This is a genomic window from Mesorhizobium sp. Cs1299R1N3, assembly GCF_037179625.1.
GTDB lineage: Bacteria > Pseudomonadota > Alphaproteobacteria > Rhizobiales > Rhizobiaceae > Mesorhizobium > Mesorhizobium salmacidum.
This window is the reverse complement of the sequence record NZ_JAPYKQ010000005.1, coordinates 229,289-249,000: the sequence shown is the minus strand read 5'-3', so window position 1 is coordinate 249,000 and position 19,712 is coordinate 229,289. Positions and strand designations below refer to the sequence as shown.

Here is a 19,712-nt window from a genome sequence, read left to right as displayed (position 1 = left end):
GGAAGGTAAAAGCGTGGCCAAATCCCGCGTCCAGTTCATCTGCCAGAATTGCGGTTCGGTGCACCAGCGCTGGGCCGGCAAATGCGATGCCTGCGGCGAGTGGAACACGCTGGTCGAGGAAGGCACGTCAGGCGGCATCGGCTCGGGGCCTGCCAACACGCGCAATGCCCGCAAGGGCCGGGCCGTGGTGCTGACCACGCTTTCGGGCGACATCGAGGACGCACCGCGCATCGTCTCGGGCATCGGCGAACTCGACCGCGCCACTGGCGGCGGCTTCGTGCGCGGCTCGGCACTGCTGGTCGGCGGTGATCCCGGGATCGGCAAGTCGACGCTGCTCACCCAGGCCGCGGCCGCTCTTGCCTCCAAGGGCCATCGCATCGTCTATGTCTCGGGCGAAGAGGCCGTTGCCCAGATCAGGCTGCGTGCGCAGCGTCTCGGCGTCGCGTCGGCGCCCGTGGAACTGGCGGCCGAGACCAATGTCGAGGACATCCTCGCAACGATCGCCGACGGCAAGCGGCCGGATCTGGTTATCCTCGATTCGATCCAGACACTGTGGACCGACCTTGCCGATTCGGCGCCGGGCACGGTTACCCAGGTACGCGCCGCCGCCCAGGCAATGATCCGCTATGCGAAATCCACGGGCGCCGCGATCGTCCTGGTCGGCCACGTCACCAAGGAAGGCCAGATCGCGGGCCCGCGCGTGGTCGAGCACATGGTCGACGGCGTGCTCTATTTCGAGGGCGAAGGCGGCCACCACTTCCGCATCCTGCGCACGGTGAAGAACCGCTTCGGACCGACCGACGAGATCGGCGTCTTCGAAATGTCGGATAAGGGTCTGCGCGAGGTCTCCAACCCGTCCGAACTTTTTCTTGGCGAACGGCACGCGAAATCGCCGGGAGCGGCGGTTTTCGCCGGCATGGAAGGCACCAGGCCCGTTCTGGTCGAGATCCAGGCGCTGGTCGCACCCTCCTCGCTCGGCACGCCGCGCCGGGCGGTGGTCGGCTGGGACGGGGCTCGGTTGTCGATGGTGCTGGCGGTGCTGGAGGCGCATTGCGGTGTCCGTTTCGGGCAGCATGACGTCTATCTCAACGTCGCCGGCGGCTATCGCATCAGCGAGCCGGCGGCCGATCTCGCGGTCGCCGCCGCACTGGTTTCCTCGCTCACCGGTCTTGCCCTTCCCGCCGATTGCGTCTATTTCGGCGAAATCAGCCTTTCGGGCGCGGTGAGGCCGGTTGCGCATGCGCAGCAGCGCCTCAAGGAAGCCGAAAAGCTGGGTTTTGGTAGCGCGGTTCTGCCCTTGGGCAGCGAGGAACTTGCCGGAGGGATCGGGGCCGGCGCTTTCCAGCCCACCGAGCTTGCCGACCTCGTGGCGCGCATAGCCGGCTCACGGCGCAGCCGTGTCGACGATGAAGAGTGACGCGGCTCGCCGGGCCGTGAAAATGAGATCGGAGTGGGGCCAAAGACATGCCGATTACGCTGCTTGACGGAATTCTCGTCGGCTTCACCCTGGTCTCGGCGATGCTCGCCATGGTTCGCGGCTTTTCGCGCGAGGTGCTTTCGGTCGTGTCCTGGGCGGCGGCGGCGGCGGCGGCCTTCTTCTTCTACAAACCGGTCCTGCCCTACCTGAAGCCCTATATTGACAATGAGAAGATCGCCATGGCGGCGGCCGCCGGCGTCGTCTTCATCATCGCGCTGATCGTCGTGTCGGTCATCACCATGAAGCTCGCCGACTGGATCATCGATTCACGCATCGGCGCGCTCGACCGCACGCTCGGCTTCCTCTACGGCGCCGCGCGCGGCATCCTGGTCGTCGCGGTGGCGCTGTTGTTCTTCAACTGGCTGGCCGGCGCCAAGGCCCCGGCCTGGGTCACGGAAGCCAAGTCGCGGCCGCTGCTGGAACAGATCGGCGCCAAGCTCGAAAGCCTGCTGCCAGAAGATCCGGAAAACGCCATCCTCAAGAAGCTCAATCCGAATCAGCCGGCCGCCGAGACGCCCGCCGCGCCGGACGCGCCGGCGGCGGATGCTCCGGCCGGTGGTGACGACGCCAATGCGCCGGCGCCAGACGACAACGACGCCGGTCCTGCCGACAACTCGGCCAAGCCGGCGCCAGCGCCGGCGAACTGAGGCAGCAGGCGATTGGCCCGCAGCGACGGATCAAGTTCCCGACTGGTCGTCGGGATCGTCGTCCCAGGCTTCGTCGTCCTCGGCCCAACCGAGGAGTATCCTTGCTCTAGACGCAAGCAGAGGCGCTAGCGTTGCGGCATCCTCGGGCCTGCCGATCGTAAATTCCTCGGATTCCCGGCCCTGGGCCATTGCCGCAGCCGCTTCCTTCCAACGCAAGCCAAACTCCCGGACTGCGGCGCGCGGCGTGGGGTCATGTCCGCAGGGTATAAAATCGGCGGGAAGATCCCCAGAGATCGCCCACCAACCGATCCATTCAGGTCGAGCAGCGCTCTCAATGGCCCAAATGGCAACGTAGGGATAGACGTGCCAAGCGGGCCACTCGCCCACCCTCCCGTGTTTCAATTGCTCGCGTGCCAAATAGTCGATCACATACTGGCGTTGTGATTCGCACCACGCCTCTTCTTCGGCCTCACTGGGCTCTTCAGCTTCGTTGGATGTATCGTTCATCGGCAAAGTCCTCTTTGCGATAGAAACGCTACCGGACAAGTGACGGCGATCACAAGCCGGCGTTCTTGATTTCCAGTGGCATTAGAAGCTTGACTGCACTATATGACGCCTTTCCGCAGCGAGGCTCGAACAGATGGCAGACGCAGACGACGTGCTTTCCGCCGAGGCTGACGATCATTTCCATGACGAGTGTGGCGTGTTCGGCATCTTTGGCCGGCAGGATGCGGCAGCCATCGTCACACTTGGTCTGCATGCGCTGCAGCATCGTGGCCAGGAAGCGGCCGGCATCGTCTCCTATGACGGCACCCAGTTCCATGTCGAACGCCATGTCGGCCTGATCGGCGACACCTTCACCAAGCAACGCGTCATCGACAGCCTGCAAGGCAACCGCGCCATCGGCCACACGCGCTACGCCACCACTGGTGGCGCCGGCATGCGCAACATCCAGCCCTTCTTCGCGGAGTTGGCCGATGGCGGCTTCGCCGTCGCCCATAACGGCAACCTCACCAACGCCATGACCGTGCAGCGCGCGCTGCAGCAGCAAGGCGCGATCTTCTCCTCCACTTCCGACACCGAGACGCTTTTGCACCTGGTTGCGACCAGCAAGGAACGGGATCTCAACGCGCGCTTCATCGACGCGGTGCGTCAGGTCGAGGGCGCCTTCTCGCTGGTGGCGATGACGGCCAAGAAGATGATCGGCTGCCGCGATCCGCTCGGCATCCGCCCGCTGGTTCTGGGCGATCTCGACGGCGCCTGGATCCTGGCCTCCGAGACCTGCGCGCTCGACATCATCGGCGCCCGTTTCGTGCGCGACCTGAAACCCGGCGAGATGGTCGTTGTCACTTCCAAGGGCATCGAGAGCCTGTTCCCGTTCGAACCACAGAAGACCCGCTTCTGCATCTTCGAATATGTCTACTTCGCCCGGCCCGACTCTTCGGTCGAAGGCCGCAACGTCTATGAGGTGCGCAAGCGCATCGGCGCCGAACTGGCACAGGAAAATCCGGTCGAGGCCGACATCGTCGTGCCGGTGCCGGACTCCGGCACGCCGGCGGCGATCGGCTTTTCCCAGGCGGCGGGCATTCCCTTCGAGCTCGGCATCATCCGCAACCATTATGTCGGCCGCACCTTCATCCAGCCAGGCGATTCGATCCGCCACATGGGCGTCAAGCTGAAGCACAACGCCAACCGCCGCATGATCGAGGGCAAGCGCGTGGTGCTGGTCGATGATTCGATCGTTCGCGGCACCACCAGCCAGAAGATCGTGCAGATGGTGCGCGACGCCGGCGCCAAGGAAGTGCACATGCGCATCGCCTCGCCGCCGACCAGCGCGTCGTGCTTCTACGGCGTCGACACGCCGGAGAAGTCGAAGCTGCTGGCTTCGCGCATGTCGGTGGAAGAGATGGCCGAGTTCATCCGCGTCGATTCGCTCGGCTTCCTCTCGATCAACGGGCTCTACCGTGCCGTGGGCGAGGCCGGCCGCGACGACGACCAGCCGCAATTCTGCGACGCCTGCTTCACCGGCCAATATCCGACCCGCCTGCTCGACTTCGAAGGCCACGACAATGTGCGCACGCTGTCGCTGCTGGCGAACAATGGGGCATAGGATCGCCGGACCGTCCTTAGCTCCAGCCATATCTGCGGAAGCCATCGCATGACCCTCGACCTTACCGGCCGCGTTGCGATCGTCACCGGCGCCTCGCGCGGCATCGGTTATTTCATCGCCAGGGAATTGGCGGCCGCCGGTGCGCATGTCATCGCGGTTGCCCGCACCGTCGGCGGGCTGGAAGAACTCGACGACCAGATCAAGGCGGCCGGCGGCCAGGCGACGCTGGTGCCGCTCGATCTCGCCGACATGGCCGGCATCGACCGGCTAGGGGGCGCCATCAACGAGCGCTGGGGCAAGCTCGACATTCTCGTCGCCAATGCCGGCGTGCTCGGCGTCATCTCGCCGATCGGCCATGTCGAGGCCAAGACCTTCGAAAAGGTGATGACCATCAATGTCACCTCGACCTGGCGGCTGATCCGCTCCGTCGACCCGCTGCTGCGGCTTTCGGATGCCGGCCGGGCGATTATCCTGTCTTCCAATGCCGCGCATTCGGCGCGCGCCTTCTGGGCGCCTTACGCGGCATCGAAGGCGGCGGTCGAGACCATGATGCGTTCCTGGGCGCATGAGACGCAAAGCCTGCCGCTGCGTGTCAACGCCGCCGACCCCGGCGCCACCCGCACCGCGATGCGCGCGCAAGCCGTGCCCGGTGAGGATCCCGAGACTTTGCCGCACCCTTCAGAGATCGCCAAACGCATCGTGCCGCTGGCCAGCCCGGATCTCAAAGAGACCGGGCTGATCTTCCAGGCCAAGCACAACCGCTTCGTCGCCTACCGGCAACCGGAATAAACTCGAGCCTTTGACGTGCCGAAGAGGCGGCCATGATGGGTCATCACGGCCGCACCGTTCTCGATGCCTCGGCGGCTGTTCTATTGCTTTGCGACCGATTGAGTGGCGGCTGCAACACGCCCAGCCTGAAAACCTGCAGAATCATGACGCGGCTGTGATCTAAGGCGGCGGTCATGCTTTCGTCATTTCCGAGGAGTTGTTAGCATTGGACGACTCCCACACCAAGCGCCCTGCTGGGCAGACAAGGAAAACTCCATGGCTACGACCGCAGCATTGGTCTGGTATCTGGTAATCGCCGGTCCGCAGGGCGGCATGGTCGTGCTGCCCAGCACCTTCGACAAGCGCGAACAGTGCACCGCCGCCATCACCGAGTATCAGAAGCAGCCGACACCCGCAGGCTGGTCCGTGCAGTGCGTGCCGAGCGCCTCGCCCTTCACCGACGAAGGCGACGCCGAAGAGCCGGCAGCTCAGTAAGTATCAGGTATCACAAGGCCCGCTGCCATTGCCGCGGGCCTTGTGATTCATCACCGCGCGCTCACCGTCAGTTCCGGCTTCTGGTTGATGGTCTGGAACACCACGCAATAGCGCTCGGTCAGCTTCAGCAGCGAATCAATGCGCTCCTGCGGCTCCTGCGTGTCGAGACTGAAATTGAGCCGGATGGCGCGAAAACCTACCGGCGCGTCCTTGGCGACGCCAAGTGTGCCGCGAAAATCAAGGTCGCCTTCGGCTTCAACGGTCGCGGCGCCGAGCTTGAACTCGAGCGCCGTGGCAACTGCCTTCAGCGTCACCCCGGCGCACGCCACCAGCGCCTCGAGCAGCATGTCGCCGGAGCACAGTTCGAGCCCCGAGCCGCCTGTTGCCGGATGAAGGCCGGCGATTGCCAACGCCCTGCCCGTCTCCACCTTGCAGGCCACCGACTGTTCGTCGATCGAGCCCTTTGCCCTCAGCGTGATCAGTGCTTGCGCCGCGTCGTCGCGGTAGGCCTGCTTCAGCGGCGCCTGCATGGCTTTGAGCTCGGTTGCGTCCATTTTCGTTCCTCCCGAACGGCTATCTGCCTTGATAGCACGGTCGTGCACGACGTGTGAGCCAATCCGAGCAGGACGCCCCAAGCTGTCAGGAACTGGTGTCGGCGGGACAGCAGGAGGCTCGCCATCCTCTATTCCTTTGACTTCATTCGCCTCGGCCATACCTATGCGGGTGTCGTTCCCGCGGAGGCCTCATGCGTTCCAAGCTGAAACTCGTCTGCCTTGCCCTCTTCATGCTTGCCGGCTTCGCGCAGCCTCTCCTGGCTGAAACGCCAGAGCGGCCGGCGCCCGCGGGCGGCGTGCTGTCGCTGCTGCCTCCGCCCGCGATCACCGACCATTCGATCAGCATTGGCGGGCGCAGCCTGCAGTACCAGGCAAAGGCCGGCACGCTCCCGCTGCTCTCCGGCAAGGGCGAGGTCACAGCGGAAATCTTCTATGTTGCCTATACGCTGAAACCGCGGGAGAGCGTCGCGACGGAAGCACCGCGGCCGATCACCTTCGTGTTCAACGGCGGCCCGGGCGCCGCATCAGCCTATCTGCATCTCGGCGCGCTCGGACCGCGCATCGTGGCGACCGGAGCCGACGGGGAATTCCTCCCTTCGCCGCAAAAGCTTATCGATAATCCCGACAGCTGGCTCGACATGACCGACCTCGTCTTCGTTGACCCGGTGGGAACCGGCTACAGTCGCGAGGCTCCTGGCCAGGATACGCACGACTTCTGGGGCGTCAGCCAGGACGCCAGTTCGATCGGCGCCTTCATCCGGCTCTATCTCGCCCAAAACGGCCGCACGGGATCCCCGCTGTTCCTCGCCGGTGAGAGCTATGGCGGGTTCCGGGCGGCACTGCTTGCCAGGACGCTGCAGGAAGATATCGGCATCAGCCCGAGCGGCATCGTGCTGATCTCACCGGCGCTGGAATTCACCCTGGTGCAGCCCGACGAATTCGAGCCGCTGCATTGGGCTCTCGAACTACCCTCGCTCGCGGCGGTCCGCTTGCGCAGTGAAGGTATCAACGGCGATACACTGCGGAAAAAGCTCGCCGAGGTCGAGCATTATGCACTTGGCGAGTACCTCAGCGCGCTCACCAGCGGGCTGGAGCAAGGCGGACGGCTGGCGAGCGATCGCGTGGCCGAGATCACCGGCCTGCCACCCGACCTCGTTCACCGCAACTTCGCCCGCGTCCCGACCTCGCTCTTCGCAAGGGAGTTTGCCCGTGCCACGGGCAAGGTGCTCAGCCCCTATGACGGCATGATCGCGACGGCGGACATCGCTCCCCAGAGCGCCCGCATTGCCGGTCCCGATCCGGTGCTGGACCGCAGTGTGCCGGCGCTGACCTCGGCCTTTGTCGGTTACGCGCGCGACGAGCTGAACTTTCGCACCGATGTCAGCTACCGCTTGCTGAACGGCGATGTCAGCCACAACTGGGACTATGGCACGAGTGCCTCGCGCCAGGGCTATGCCGGTGTGATGGACGATTTGCAGCGGGCGCGCTCCCTGAATCCCGCGCTGGGCGTCGTCATCGTCAACGGCTACACTGATCTCGTCACTCCTTATCTGGCGTCGCGTTATCTGGTCGGCCAGATCCCGTCGCTCGCCGGCGCCAGGCCGATCCGCCTCGACGTCGTTGAAGGTGGGCACATGATGTATCTCAAGCCGGACGGCCGGCGCGCGCTGAAAGAGGCCGCTTCGGAACTTTACCAGGCGACGCAGTAAACGACAGAGACATCGAACTTACGGGCAACCAGGGCCCGGCACCAATGGTGCTCGCCCCAGCCGAACGCAGGCCAGTGGCTAGCGCAGTGATCAAGGTATCCCAAATGGGACATTGACGGACAAGGCCCTAAAACCGTCTGATCCGGAAAAGTTTGGTCGTCCCATTTTCCGGTAGTCCCACAATGTCACATACGCTCTCGACCACACCGAGACAGGATGGATTTCGCGCCCCGGGCGAATTCGAACCCAAATCAGGCTGTTGGCTGATCTGGCCGGAACGGCCGGACACATGGCGTCTGGGTGCCAAGCCCGCGCAGAAGCTGTTCGCCAATGTCGCGGCGGCGATCGCACAAAGCGAGCCGGTGACCGTGGCGGCATCCAGCCGCCAGTGGCAGAACGCCAGAGCGCGATTGCCTGCCGACGTGCGCGTCGTGGAAATGTCCACCAACGATTCCTGGCTGCGCGACAGCGGCCCCAATTTCGTCGTCAACGACCAAGGCAGCGTTCGCGGCGTCGATTGGATCTTCAACGCCTATGGCGGTTTCGACGGCGGGCTCTACTCGCCATGGGACCTGGACGACCTCGCGGCGCAAAAGGTCCTCGAGGTTGAGAGGATGGACCGCTACCGCGCGCCGCTGATTGCCGAGGGCGGCGGACTGCAATGCGACGGCAAGGGAACGCTCATCACGACCGAGCAGTGCCTGCTCAATCGCAATCGTAATGCCCATCTCGGCAAGGCGAAGGTGGAACAGCAGCTTGGCGACTATCTCGGCGTCGACAAAATCATCTGGCTGCCGCGCGGTTTTGCCTTCGACGAGACGGATGGCCATGTCGACGACCTCTGCTGCTTCGTGCGCCCTGGCGTGGTCGCGTTAAGCTGGACCGAAGACCGGGACGACCCGCAATATGAGATCGTGCGCGAAGCCGAGGAGGTGCTGCGTTCGGCCCGTGATGCGCGTGGCCGTGGTCTTGAGGTTCATCGGCTTGCTCATCCCCTGCCGATCGAAATGACGATGGAGGAGAACGAGAGCGTGGACCGGGTCGATTCGACCTGGGCACGGCCGGCCGGCAACCGGATCGCGGCGAGTTACATCAACTATTATCCAGGCAACAGCGTTGTGGTCGTGCCTGAGTTCGGCTGCGATCTCGATCGGAAGGCAAAGCAACAACTGGCCACGCTGTTTCCCGACCACAAGGTGGTCGGCATCGAGAACTCCCGCGAAATCCTGCTCGGCGGCGGCAACGTCGCCTGTATCACCTTACCGGTTTATGCGCCGCAACGGCGTTGAGCGGCAAGGGTGCCGACAGTGAAATTGGAACGGTGCACACCGCATCGGCCCGCCACCAGCGAAAGAAGGACACCCATGCGCTCTCTGCTCTTCCCAGTCCTGACTGCCGCGCTTGCCTGCGGCATCTGCTTCGGCGTTGCCCGGGCGGACGATGAGAAGGTCGTCAACGTCTACAACTGGTCCGACTATATCGCGCCGGACACGGCTGAGAAATTCGAGAAGGAGACAGGTATCAAGGTCCGCTACGATGTCTATGACGGCAACGAGGTCCTTGAAACGAAACTGCTCACCGGCGGCTCGGGATATGACGTGGTCTATCCCTCGGCCTTTCCATTCCTGAAGAACCAGGTGAAGGCTGGCGTTTTCCTGCAGCTCGACAGATCGAAGCTTTCAAACCGCTCGAAGATCGATCCGCAAGCCTTGTCGCTGATCGCGGGCGCGGATCCGCAGAACCTGCACGCCGTGCCTTACATGGCCGTCACGGACGGCATCGGCTACAATGTTGCTGCCATCAAGCAACGGATGCCTGACGCGCCGACAGATTCCTTCGCCATGGTCTTCGACGCCGACGTCGTCAAGAAATTCTCCGATTGCGGCGTCGCCATGATCGATGCCCCGGCGGAGATCATTCCGATGGCTATGAACTACCTGCACATCGACCCCAGGTCGACCAGTCCGGACGACCTCGCCAAGGTCGAAGAGCTGATGGGCAAGGTGCGGCCCTATATCCGTTACTTCCACTCGTCGAAATACATCAACGATCTGGCGAATGGCGACATCTGTGTCGTGCTGGGCTGGTCGGGCGACATATTGCAGGCCAAGACCCGTGCGGCGGAATCCGCCAAGAAGCTGGAGATTGCCTATTCCATTCCCAGGGAAGGCACGCTGATAAACTTCGACACGATGGCGGTGCCGAAGGATGCGCCGCACCCGGAGAATGCCCAGGCCTGGATCGATTTCAATTTGCGGCCCGATATCGCAGCGGCCAATTCCAGCTATGTTTCCTATGCCAATGCGATCCCGGAATCTCTGCCCCTGATGGATCAGGCTGTCGCCAAGGATCCCGGCGTTTTCCCGCCCGATGACGTAAAAGCCAAGCTGTTCGTGGTCGAGAACAACGACGCAAAGTTGCTGCGACTGCAGAACCGCATGTGGACACGCGTCGTGACGGGGCAGTGAAGCTGGCGAAACGAAACCGTCAGTCGCGCGGGGCCTCCCAGCCGGCGGCCAACAACTCGACCTGGGAGTGCACACCGAGCTTGCGGTAGACCTGCTTGATGTGGTTGCGCACGGTGCCGGGTGAAATCGACAGGTTTCGCGAAATCGTCTTGGCGCTGCCGCCCTCGATCAGGAGCTGTGCGATCTGCCTTTCCCGGGCGCTGAGGTGCGACCCTGCGGCTTCGATTGCGGCCCTCTTGTCCCGAAGACGGCACAAATGAAGCAGCCTTTGCAGAATAAGCTTTGTGGCGCTGCTCGCCGCGCCGGCCACCGCCAGATCATGCTCGCCAAAACGCGGCGCGCCATCGCGGCGCAGAAAGGTCACATAGCCGGCGGTCAGTCCGTCGAGGTTGAACACGCCGGTTATTTCATCGAAGCTGCCGGAAGGCCCGTAGAATTCGCGATAATACGACGTGCGCTGGAAATCGCCGTGGCTGAGAGCCGACAACGGCAGCAGGAAATCCTGTCTGGTGCTGGCGAATCTCTGGAAGAAGGGATCCTGGCGATAGATGCGCGCATCATAGTCGCGGTTCCAGTGATCGGGTCCGGCCTCGTCGATGGTCAGGGAGGTTATGTCGCGACGATAGAAGCCGACATAGGCGCGATCCGAGCCAAGCAGCACGCTTGCCGCCGCGCTGAAGCGGGCCGACAAGTCTTCGGGCGTTGCCGCCAGGGCCGCGGCGGCCACGCCACCGCTCCAGCGTCCAAGCCGGTCGAGAGAAAAATTCGACTGCATGCGCGCCCAGACTAACGCAAGCCCCGCCAACTTCAAGCTGGCGGGGAACCACGACGCCACCGGCGAAACCAGTCCTGCGGCCGCCTCCGCAGATCATCGCCCCATCGACTGGTTGGAATCACGCCTGGGCTTGCGACCTCACATGGGCGATGTAGCCGCGTACGTCGCCGGCCGGGCCGGCATAGGCCTTGCCGAGCTTCTTCTCCATTGCCGCCATGTATTCCTCCGCCCATTTGGGCAGGGCGTAGTCGATGACGGCGAGGAACTCGAGGGTCGCCGCAAGGCGGATGTCGGCGATCGACGGGCTCTTGCCGCCGATGAACGGCTTGCCGTCGCGGAAGAAGGAGTGGAAGACCTCGAGCGGTTCGGCAATGGCGGCGACCGCGGCCTTCTGCGCCTCCGATTTCCTGTCCGGGTGGGCGTCGCTGTGCCCGACCTCGCCGGCATATTGCGGGAAGCCGAGCGCCGGATAGGTGGCGCGCGCCACATAGGGATAGAGCGTGCCGATCAGATAGAACATGGCGCTGTCTATCATCGCCCGCTTGGCTGGCGCCTTGGGGTAGAATTTCTCCAGTCCATGTTTGTTGGAAAGATATTGCATGATGGCGCAGCTCTCCCAAAGCACGCCGCGCGGCAGGCCCTTGTCCTCGATCATCGGCGTCAGATGGGCCGGATTGCGCGCCATGTATTCCGGCGAGCGCGTGTGCCCCCACGCATCGGCCTCCGCATGGTCGAGCCCGGCAGCGCGGGCAAAGACGCGAACGGTCATGTTGTTGACGCTCGGCTTCAGCATGCTGATTGTCAGTGTTGGTTTCTTTGCTGGTTTCGCCTTGGCCTTGCCGGAGGCTGCCTTTGACGCCGTCTTGGCCGCGGGTTTGGCCGCTGCTTTTGCTGCCGGCTTCGCTGCGGCTTTTGACGCTGGTTTGGCCGCCGGTTTCCTTGCGCTCTTCGTCACTGTCTTTGCCACGTATTCCTCCCTTGCCTGTTCAGCCTTCAATATGGATTTTTGGGTGCCCGGTCGGCCGACAATGTCGCGCGCGCGCGTTCCACCAGCGCCTGGATGGCGTCAGCCAGATGCACTTCGGCGATGTTGTAGTCGCCACGCGCGACACGAAGCTTATGCGCCTCCATCAGCACGTCGGCATGGGTGAAGCCGGCAGGCGGCTCGAAACGGTAGGAGGCAAGCTCGATCAGCAGGCCGAGCGGATCCTCGAAATAGATCGAATCCATGAAGCCGCGATCCTTGACGCCGCTGTGCTTGATGGCGCGCTCGTCGAGCCGGGCGACCGCCTGCAGGAAGGTGACGCGCGACACCGCAAAGGCGATGTGATGAACGCAGCCCGGGTCGGTCGGGGTGCGGCGCTTCACGGCCGTGCGGGTCTCGTCGGTGAAGATGGTGATCAGCCGGCCGTCGCCCGGATCGAAATACAAATGGCTTTCGGTCGGCTTGTCGAGGTTGGGCTGCTCGAAGATGAAAGGCATCCCCAGCACACCTTCCCAGAAATCGATCGAGGTCTGGCGGCCGGCACCGACCAGCGTGATGTGATGGACGCCTTGCGACTGCAGTTTCTGCATCGGCCTTCTCCCCAAAATCCGCTCTGTCAGAGGCGGTCCGTCAGGCCGGACCTGCACATGCTACATCCGGCATGGGCTGAGCGCGAATTCCCTGTCCGTCCCCCGGCGTTCTGCGCGCCTGCCCTTCGGCCCCCGCTTTATGAGGTGATGCTAAACCAATCAGCCGTGCCGCGCCAGAAGCGGCATCCGGGACCGGCTGTATTTAGCGCTGCCTTCCCCTGCCCCAAACGCAGGCACTGCGCTGGAGCAGCGCCATGCGGGATTTCGCCAGTATAGCTGGCAGGTGCGGAGCCGACAGGGGCTGGAGCCGCCTTCACTCAAGCAGGCGCACGCCTTATGGCCGATATCGCCATTCTCGATACACGCGAAAGGGTTCTCGCCGGCATTTTTTTGACCGGCGCCGCCTACTTGCTGTTTTCGACGCAGGATGCCTCGATCAAGCTGCTGGTTACCAGCATGACTGTCTGGCAGATCATATTCTTCCGCAGCATCACCATTCTCGGCGCCTGCGCGGCCATAGGCGGGCGGCAGCTGTTCGCCGATACGGTGCGCTCGCCTATCGTGCGGCCGATGCTGGTTCGCAGTGCCTTCACGCTTGCCGCATGGCTTTGTTATTACAATGCGGCCCGCAGCCTGCAACTCGCCGAACTGACCACCGTCTATTACGCGGCCCCGATCATCGTCACCGTGCTTTCGGTGGTCCTGCTCGGCGAAAAGGTGCCTGTCCTGCGCTGGCTGGCGGTTCTGATCGGTTTTGCCGGTGTCTTTGTAGCCTGCGATCCCGCCCATCTCGGCCTTTCGGTTCCCGTGTTGCTGGTGCTGACGGCGGCCGGCCTGTGGGGCATCGCCATCGTGCTCCTGCGCAAGACGGCCCTTGCCGAGCGCTCGATGATCCAGCTCCTCCTCAACAATTTCTATTTCCTGGTATTTTCGGCGGTGCCGGCTTTGTTGTGGTGGCATACGCCGGACCCGACGCAATTGCTGCTTCTTGCCAGCGTCGGTGCACTCGGCGGCCTGGCGCAATATCTTCTCTTCGAAGGCATGAAGCGCTCGCCGGCATCGATCCTGGCACCACTCGAATACACCTCACTGTTGTGGGCGTTCGCGCTCGGCTTCGCGATCTGGGGCGACGTGCCACGCCGCGAGGTTTTTCAGGGTGCTGCCCTTATCGTCGCCGCCGGCCTGCTGATCGTCGGCGGCGAGCATTTCCGCAAGCGGCTTTGATGTTCATTATTGCTGACGCTACGATGTCAGGGGGAGTGGCGTAGTCTTGCGGCATGACTGATGTGACAGCCACCACCGACACTGGCACCGAGCGCACGCTTGGTATCATACTGGTGTCGTCCTCGGCGGCCGTATTCGGGCTGACCGGTGTGCTGACCAAGTCGATCCATGCCGATCCGCTGACGATCACCTGCTGGCGCGGCTTTGTCGGCGCGATCCTGATCAGTCTCTACGTGCTGTGGCGCCGCCACCGTGCCGGCAATCGTGAGCCGCTGCGGCTCGGCTGGCGCGGCTGGCTGCTGGCGGTGGAAGGCGCGCTGGCCAGCATCGCCTTCATTTCGGCATTCAAGTTCACTTTCGTCGCCAATGTCGCGGTCATCTACGCGACTTCACCCTTCATTGCCGCCGTACTGGCATGGATGCTGGTGCGCGAGCCGTTCCGCCTGCAGACGATGGTGGCAGCGGCAGTGTCGCTGTGCGGGGTCGCCATCATGGTGTGGTCGGGTTTCGGCACCGGCAACCTGTTCGGCGACGGGCTGGCGCTGCTGATGACGGCCGGCAGCGCGCTCTACATGATCATGGTGCGCGCGTTCCGCGACACGCCGGTGGTGTGGGCCGGCGCGGTTTCGGCCTTCCTGTTGTTCATACTTGGCTGGTTCGTTGCCGATCCCCTGGCGGTCTCAGCAAGGGACGCGGTTCTGCTTGCCACATTCGGCGCGTCCTTCGCGCTGGCTTCCATCCTGTGGACGGAAGGCTCGCGGCTTATCCCGGCGCCTGAATCCGGCCTGCTCGGCTCGGCGGAAGTTCCGTTCGCGATCTTGTTTGCATTTCTGTTCCTGGCCGAAATACCGCCGCTGGCCAGCATGGTCGGCGGCGCGATCGTGCTCTGCGCGGTCTTTGCCCACGCCGGCCGCGACTGGCTGATGGCACGCTCCCGGCAAGCGTCGTCAAATATTTCTTAAAAAATTTCGGAAGTCACGGAACCATCACCGTGCTCGGACATTATGGCTGCGACGGGCCACCCCCCAAGTCCCCCCAAACCCCTCGGCCCGTCTCACTCCCAAGCCGACCGCAAGGTCGGCTTTTTCTTTGCGATAAACCGGCCCGACCGCAAGGTCGGCTTTTTCTTTGCCAACAGGCTGATGACGGAACGTGGTCTCGTTGAATTCAACCAGGCGATCCGGAGAGAGCCAGGTTGGCACCCAGCAACGCCGCCAGATCGCTCGCGGACATATCGGCGCCGGCGCGCAGCCGGATCGCGAACTCAGCCGTCGGCACCTGCGGCAGGCCAAGCTCGCGCGGTGCTTCGACAATGCCGGAATGGGCAAAGCGCGATGTTCGCAAGGTTAGCGCCACGCCCGCATTCACCGCGGTACGCAGGCCGGCCAGGCTGGCGCTGCCGGCGGCGATGCGGTAGCGGCGGCCGGCGGCATCGAGCGCGGCGAGTGCCGCCTCGCGAAACCCGCAATAGGGATCAAGCAGCGCCAGCGGCAATTCTTCCTGCCGCGAGGCCAGCCCCTTGCTCGAACACAGCCATATCATCGGCTCACGCAGGACCCCGACCTCGTCCGGTGCCGCCGTCTGGCGCATGACGATCGCCAGATCGAGGCTGCCGGCCTGCAGCGCCTGCGCCAGTTCGGCGGAGCGGCCGACACGCAGTTCGATCCTGACGCGCGGATGGCTGGAGGCGAAGGCACGCAGCAGGTCCGGCAGGCCGCTATCGGCGAAATCCTGTGTCGTGCCGATGGCGACACGCCCGGCAGCGCGTGCGCCTTTCAGCGCCAGCCACGCCTCGCGATGCACAGCGAGAATGCGCCTGGCATGGCCGACGAGGTCCTCGCCCGCCGGGGTCAGTCCGCGACCCCTGCCCTGCGGCGCCAGAAGCGGCTCGCCGACAATCTCTCCCAGACGTTGCATCTGGGCCGTTACCGCGGACGGTGAGCGGCCGACATTGGCCGCCGCCTGCGCCAGCGAACCGCTGTCGGCGAACGCAAGGAAGGTTCTGAGCAGGTCGGGATCGAGCGTTTCCATAATTCGACATTATCGAATCTTCAGTTGGAAACAATTCGATTTTTTTCATCCTAGAATGATGGCACGGTCTCTCCAACGGCGACCGACGCCGGTCAAACAAAGGAGAAGAAAAATGCCCATCATCAATGTCAGCGTCACCGGCAAGCCAGACGCCACCCTGTCCGCCGAGATCGCCAGGGAAATAACCGAGATCACCGCCGCGCATCTGCGCAAGGACCCGACGATCACCGCAGTGGCCGTGTCCTATCTCGATCCGCAGCACTGGTTCGCCGGCGGCAAGTCGCTCGCCGAGCACGGCACCAACACGTTCTGGCTCGACATCAAGGTGGTCGACGGCACCAATACCAAGCTCGAACTGGAAGCGTATCTCAAGGCGATCTTCGACGCCTTTGGCCGCCTGCTGGGCGGCGTGCACCAGGAAAGCTATGCTTTCGTGCACGAGGTTCCGGCAGCCGCCTACGGCTATGGCGGCAAGACGCAGGAGTTCCGTTTCATCAGCGGACGGCTGAAGCCGGCGTGAGGGCGCCCCTTCCGCATTGACCTTGCCCCGACTTCCGCTAGGCTCTGCTCCCGAAGCGGCCGTACAAGAGCCGCTATGACAAAATCGTTGGGAGAGACGCGGCATGGTCCTGACACTGGCGCTGCTTGCGGGTCTGGTTGTGGCCTGGCTGCTGATCGGCGTGATGGAGAAATTCCGCCTCGGCCTGCGCTTCACCCAGGCGCTGCTCTACGTGCCGTTCAAGCTCGCCTACCGGATCAGCGACAATCGCATCAGGCTCGCCCGCAGGGCGCAGGTGCCGGTCATCTATGTCATCTCGCACCAGTCGCGCTTCGAGCCGGCGCTGATGCTGTCGCTGTTGCCCGACGACACGCTGCATATACTCGACGAGGTTTCGGCGCGCTCGCCATGGCTCGAACCCTGGCGCGAACTCGGCCGCACCATTGCCTTCAACGCCGAACATGTCTTCGTCAGCCGCCGGCTGGTACGCGTGCTGAAGGGCAAGGGCCGGCTGGCCGTCTATCTGCCGGACGCGGTCGAGCCCGACGTCAAGACGTTTCGGCTGTTTCGCGCCGTTACCCGCATCGCTATGCAGGCCGACGCCCGCATCGTGCCGATCTTCGTCGCTGGCGCACGCAACCTGCCGGTCTCGCTGACGCCTAAGGACAAGGCACCCCGTCACTGGTTCCCAAGGCTGTCGATCAGTGTTCTGGAGCCGATGACGGTCGCCGAACTGGTGGCGCGCAATCCGGACCAGGCCTCGAACACCAATGCGCTGTTCGACCGGGTTGCCGAAGCCCGGCTTTTCGGCACCGACCTCGACCGAGGCCTGTTCCTGGCCATGCGCGATGCCGCTGATCGTGTCGGCGCCTCGCACACCATCATCGAAGATGTCATCTCTGGGGCCCTGAGCTACCGCAAGATGTTCATCGGCGCCCGCGTGCTGGGCCGGCGCTTCGAGGCGGTGACGGCGCCGGGAGAGGCTGTTGGACTGATGCTGCCCAATGCCAACGGTGTCGTGCTGTCGTTCGTCGGCCTTCTCTCGGCGAGCCGGGTGGCGGCGATGATCAATTACACGGCCGGGCCGGCAAGCGTCACCGCAGCGGTGCGCACGGCCGTCATCCGCACCGTTGTCTCTTCGCGTGCTTTCGTAGAGAAGGCCGATCTCGCAGATATCGTCGCCGCGGTCGAAAAGGGCGGCGCCAGGTTGCTGTGGCTGGAAGATGTACACCAGAGCGTCACCGCGCTGGACAAGCTTGCAGCCGCCTTGCTGTGGCGCCTGCCGCTGCAGCGACAGGATGCGGCCAAGCCGGGCGTGATCCTGTTCACCTCGGGTTCGGAAGGCACGCCGAAGGCGGTCGTCCTGTCGCAGAAGAACCTTTTCGCCAATGCCATGCAGGCCGAGGCGCGGATCACCATCTCGCCGGCGGACATCCTGCTCAACGTGCTGCCGGTGTTCCATTCGTTCGGCCTGACGGGCGGCACCATCCTGCCGCTGGTCACAGGGGTGAAGCTGTTCCTCTATCCCTCGCCTCTCCACTACAAGATCATCCCCGAGATTGCGCGCAAGGTGAAACCGACCATCATGTTCGGCACCGATACGTTCCTCGCCAACTATGCCCGCACCGCCAAGGACGGAGATTTTTCCAGCCTGCGCTTCGTCGTCGCCGGCGCCGAGGCGGTGAAGCAGGATACCCGCCGCGTCTATCGCGAACGCTTCCAGGCCGAGATCATCGAAGGTTTCGGGCTTACCGAGGCGGCGCCCGTGGTTGCCGTCAACACCGCGATCCACGGCCGCGACGGCACGGTCGGGCGGCTGCTGCCGGCCATGCGCATGAAGCTGGAGCCGGTCGAAGGCATCGATGATGCCGGCCAGTTGTGGCTCGACGGGCCGAACATGATGATGGGCTACATGACCGCGGACCGACCCGGCGAGCTACAGCCGCTGACCGGCTGGCACGACACCGGCGACATCGTCGCCGTCGACCGCGAAGGCTTCATCACCATTCGCGGCCGCGCCAAGCGCTTCGCCAAGATCGCCGGCGAGATGGTGTCGCTGGGCGCGGTCGAGATGCTGGTGCAGTCGCTTTGGCCGGAAGAACGCCATGCGGCGGTAGCGGTGCCGGACAAGAGGCGCGGCGAGCGCATCGTGCTGGTCACCACCGCAGACGAGGCAAGCGCCGAGGAGCTGCGACAGTTCGGCAAAAAGGCCGGAGCGGCCGAACTGATGGTGCCAAACGACATCGTCAAGGTCGAAGAAATCCCGGTGCTCGGTTCGGGCAAGACCGATTATGTATCGACCAGGAAGCTGGCGATCGACCGGCTGGGGCTTGGCCTGGCGGCTTAGAGCCGTTCAGTGTTTGATACAATTGCTGAATAAAACTACTCTTTCGAGATCGCCCGACCCAGGATTGCGTCGTCGTGCCGCAGCGATTCAGATGGACAAATCGCAGGTGAGAGAGTATTCACTCACGATGGAAAGAGACGCTGCGCGTGCCTATTTCCAGCCAGCGCGACATGACACCTCCTTTGCACGGCAAGGAGATCCCGAATGGCAAAAATCCTCGTCACCGGCGGCACCGGACATCTCGGACGCGATCTCGTGCCGGCACTAAACGCCTCCGGACACGCCGTCAGGTTGCTGGCCAGGAAAGCCGGGCTAGACCGCTCCGTGGAATGGGCGCCCGGCGATCTCGCAACGGGCGAAGGCATCGATGAAGCCCTTGGCGGCATCGATACGGTCATTCATGCGGCGACGCTGTCGCCGATCGCCAGGCGCGGTATGCGGCCGATCGATTTCTTCTCCAGTCCGTCGGATGTCGACGTCGAGGGCACGCGGCGGCTGCTTGCCGCATCGCAACGCGCCGATGTCTCGCATTTCATTTTCGTGTCGATCGTCGGCCTCGACTTCAGCACCCTGCCCTATAGCCGCGTGAAGCTGGCCGGCGAGCAGCTTGTGCGGACGTCGCCACTTTCATGGTCGGTCATCCGCGCGACGCCATTCTTTTACCTTCTGGCGCAGATGCTGGCCGGGCTGCGATGGCTACCGGTCTGGCCGCTGCCGACCTCGCCATCAAATCCCGTCGATACGCGCGACGTCGCCAGCTATCTGGCCCAGGCTGTCGGCGATGGGGAACGCGGCGTCCGCCCGCAGATCGGCGGACCCGAGGTGATGCCGTTCTCGACATTCGCTCGACAGTACCGCGATGCGCTCGGGCTACGACGTCTCATTCTGCCGTTGCCAGTCAGCCGAAAGATAAGCCTTGGCCTGGGTCTGGTCGAAACCAGCGAGCGGCTGGGAGAAAGAACATGGAAGGCATGGCTTTCCGAGCAGGGTGGAAGCGTGCGGTGAGCGAGCCTTGATTTCGCACCGGGATGGT

19 protein-coding genes are annotated in these 19,712 nt (G+C 63.8%); 13 read left to right on the top strand and 6 right to left on the bottom strand.

The features are described from left to right. Positions 1-13 precede the first annotated feature (13 nt). Positions 14-1,417 (top strand): DNA repair protein RadA, encoded by a 1,404-nt coding sequence (radA, locus tag O7B34_RS14490; RefSeq protein ID WP_027144129.1) that lies wholly within the window; start codon positions 14-16, stop codon positions 1,415-1,417. Positions 1,418-1,464: 47 nt separating this feature from the next. Continuing rightward, on the top strand, positions 1,465-2,124 hold the full coding sequence (locus O7B34_RS14485) for a CvpA family protein (RefSeq protein WP_337146672.1): 660 nt from the start codon (positions 1,465-1,467) through the stop codon (positions 2,122-2,124). Positions 2,125-2,154: 30 nt separating this feature from the next. Here O7B34_RS14485 and O7B34_RS14480 read toward each other — a convergent pair whose 3' ends face one another. Then, the gene (locus O7B34_RS14480) at positions 2,155-2,631 is read right to left on the bottom strand and encodes a DUF4826 family protein (RefSeq protein WP_337146671.1); all 477 of its coding nucleotides are present in this window, start codon (positions 2,629-2,631) and stop codon (positions 2,155-2,157) included. Positions 2,632-2,764: 133 nt separating this feature from the next. Here O7B34_RS14480 and purF point away from each other — a divergent pair, with 133 nt between their 5' ends. The 3 genes from purF (at position 2,765) to O7B34_RS14465 (ending at position 5,497) form a co-directional block, all read left to right on the top strand. Continuing rightward, complete coding sequence (gene purF, locus O7B34_RS14475) at positions 2,765-4,234, top strand: amidophosphoribosyltransferase (protein ID WP_337146670.1); 1,470 nt, start codon at positions 2,765-2,767, stop codon at positions 4,232-4,234. A 48-nt stretch (positions 4,235-4,282) separates the two neighbouring features. Then, positions 4,283-5,023, top strand: a complete 741-nt coding sequence (locus O7B34_RS14470; protein WP_337146669.1) for an SDR family NAD(P)-dependent oxidoreductase — start codon at positions 4,283-4,285, stop codon at positions 5,021-5,023. Positions 5,024-5,278: 255 nt separating this feature from the next. Continuing rightward, positions 5,279-5,497 (top strand): hypothetical protein, encoded by a 219-nt coding sequence (locus tag O7B34_RS14465; RefSeq protein WP_015318519.1) that lies wholly within the window; start codon positions 5,279-5,281, stop codon positions 5,495-5,497. Between the two features lie 50 nt (positions 5,498-5,547). Here the strand turns inward: O7B34_RS14465 and O7B34_RS14460 are convergent, their stop codons facing one another. Beyond that, on the bottom strand, positions 5,548-6,051 hold the full coding sequence (locus O7B34_RS14460) for an OsmC family protein (RefSeq protein WP_027144133.1): 504 nt from the start codon (positions 6,049-6,051) through the stop codon (positions 5,548-5,550). 191 nt (positions 6,052-6,242) lie between these two features. On the opposite strand from O7B34_RS14460, the gene O7B34_RS14455 reads away from it, so the two are divergent. The 3 genes from O7B34_RS14455 (at position 6,243) to O7B34_RS14445 (ending at position 10,228) form a co-directional block, all read left to right on the top strand. Further along, positions 6,243-7,760, top strand: a complete 1,518-nt coding sequence (locus O7B34_RS14455; RefSeq protein ID WP_337146668.1) for a S10 family peptidase — start codon at positions 6,243-6,245, stop codon at positions 7,758-7,760. 182 nt (positions 7,761-7,942) lie between these two features. Continuing rightward, positions 7,943-9,049 (top strand): agmatine deiminase, encoded by a 1,107-nt coding sequence (gene aguA / locus O7B34_RS14450; protein WP_337146667.1) that lies wholly within the window; start codon positions 7,943-7,945, stop codon positions 9,047-9,049. Positions 9,050-9,124: 75 nt separating this feature from the next. Beyond that, positions 9,125-10,228 (top strand): polyamine ABC transporter substrate-binding protein, encoded by a 1,104-nt coding sequence (locus tag O7B34_RS14445; protein WP_337146665.1) that lies wholly within the window; start codon positions 9,125-9,127, stop codon positions 10,226-10,228. A 19-nt stretch (positions 10,229-10,247) separates the two neighbouring features. On the opposite strand, the gene O7B34_RS14440 is transcribed toward O7B34_RS14445, so the two are convergent. From O7B34_RS14440 to O7B34_RS14430, 3 genes are all read right to left on the bottom strand, one after another. Next, positions 10,248-10,955 (bottom strand): response regulator transcription factor, encoded by a 708-nt coding sequence (locus O7B34_RS14440; protein ID WP_337146664.1) that lies wholly within the window; start codon positions 10,953-10,955, stop codon positions 10,248-10,250. A gap of 166 nt (positions 10,956-11,121) precedes the next feature. After that, the gene (locus O7B34_RS14435) at positions 11,122-11,970 is read right to left on the bottom strand and encodes a glutathione S-transferase family protein (RefSeq protein ID WP_337146663.1); all 849 of its coding nucleotides are present in this window, start codon (positions 11,968-11,970) and stop codon (positions 11,122-11,124) included. A gap of 26 nt (positions 11,971-11,996) precedes the next feature. Next, positions 11,997-12,578, bottom strand: a complete 582-nt coding sequence (locus tag O7B34_RS14430; protein ID WP_337108047.1) for a VOC family protein — start codon at positions 12,576-12,578, stop codon at positions 11,997-11,999. A 336-nt stretch (positions 12,579-12,914) separates the two neighbouring features. Between O7B34_RS14430 and O7B34_RS14425 the strand changes: the two genes are divergently transcribed. Further along, on the top strand, positions 12,915-13,802 hold the full coding sequence (locus O7B34_RS14425; RefSeq protein ID WP_337146662.1) for a DMT family transporter: 888 nt from the start codon (positions 12,915-12,917) through the stop codon (positions 13,800-13,802). Between the two features lie 53 nt (positions 13,803-13,855). Continuing rightward, positions 13,856-14,764: a DMT family transporter gene (locus O7B34_RS14420; RefSeq protein ID WP_337146661.1), complete on the top strand. Its 909-nt coding sequence runs from the start codon at positions 13,856-13,858 to the stop codon at positions 14,762-14,764. Positions 14,765-14,969: 205 nt separating this feature from the next. Here the strand turns inward: O7B34_RS14420 and O7B34_RS14415 are convergent, their stop codons facing one another. After that, positions 14,970-15,833 carry a LysR substrate-binding domain-containing protein gene (locus tag O7B34_RS14415; protein WP_337146660.1) on the bottom strand — a complete coding sequence of 288 codons (864 nt, stop codon included), beginning with the start codon at positions 15,831-15,833 and terminating at the stop codon, positions 14,970-14,972. A 112-nt stretch (positions 15,834-15,945) separates the two neighbouring features. On the opposite strand from O7B34_RS14415, the gene O7B34_RS14410 reads away from it, so the two are divergent. The 3 genes from O7B34_RS14410 (at position 15,946) to O7B34_RS14400 (ending at position 19,684) form a co-directional block, all read left to right on the top strand. Beyond that, positions 15,946-16,353: a tautomerase family protein gene (locus tag O7B34_RS14410; RefSeq protein WP_337142957.1), complete on the top strand. Its 408-nt coding sequence runs from the start codon at positions 15,946-15,948 to the stop codon at positions 16,351-16,353. 103 nt (positions 16,354-16,456) lie between these two features. Then, positions 16,457-18,679, top strand: a complete 2,223-nt coding sequence (locus tag O7B34_RS14405) for an AMP-binding protein (RefSeq protein ID WP_337146659.1) — start codon at positions 16,457-16,459, stop codon at positions 18,677-18,679. Positions 18,680-18,883: 204 nt separating this feature from the next. Beyond that, positions 18,884-19,684 carry an SDR family oxidoreductase gene (locus tag O7B34_RS14400; RefSeq protein WP_337146658.1) on the top strand — a complete coding sequence of 267 codons (801 nt, stop codon included), beginning with the start codon at positions 18,884-18,886 and terminating at the stop codon, positions 19,682-19,684. Positions 19,685-19,712: the final 28 nt, after the last annotated feature.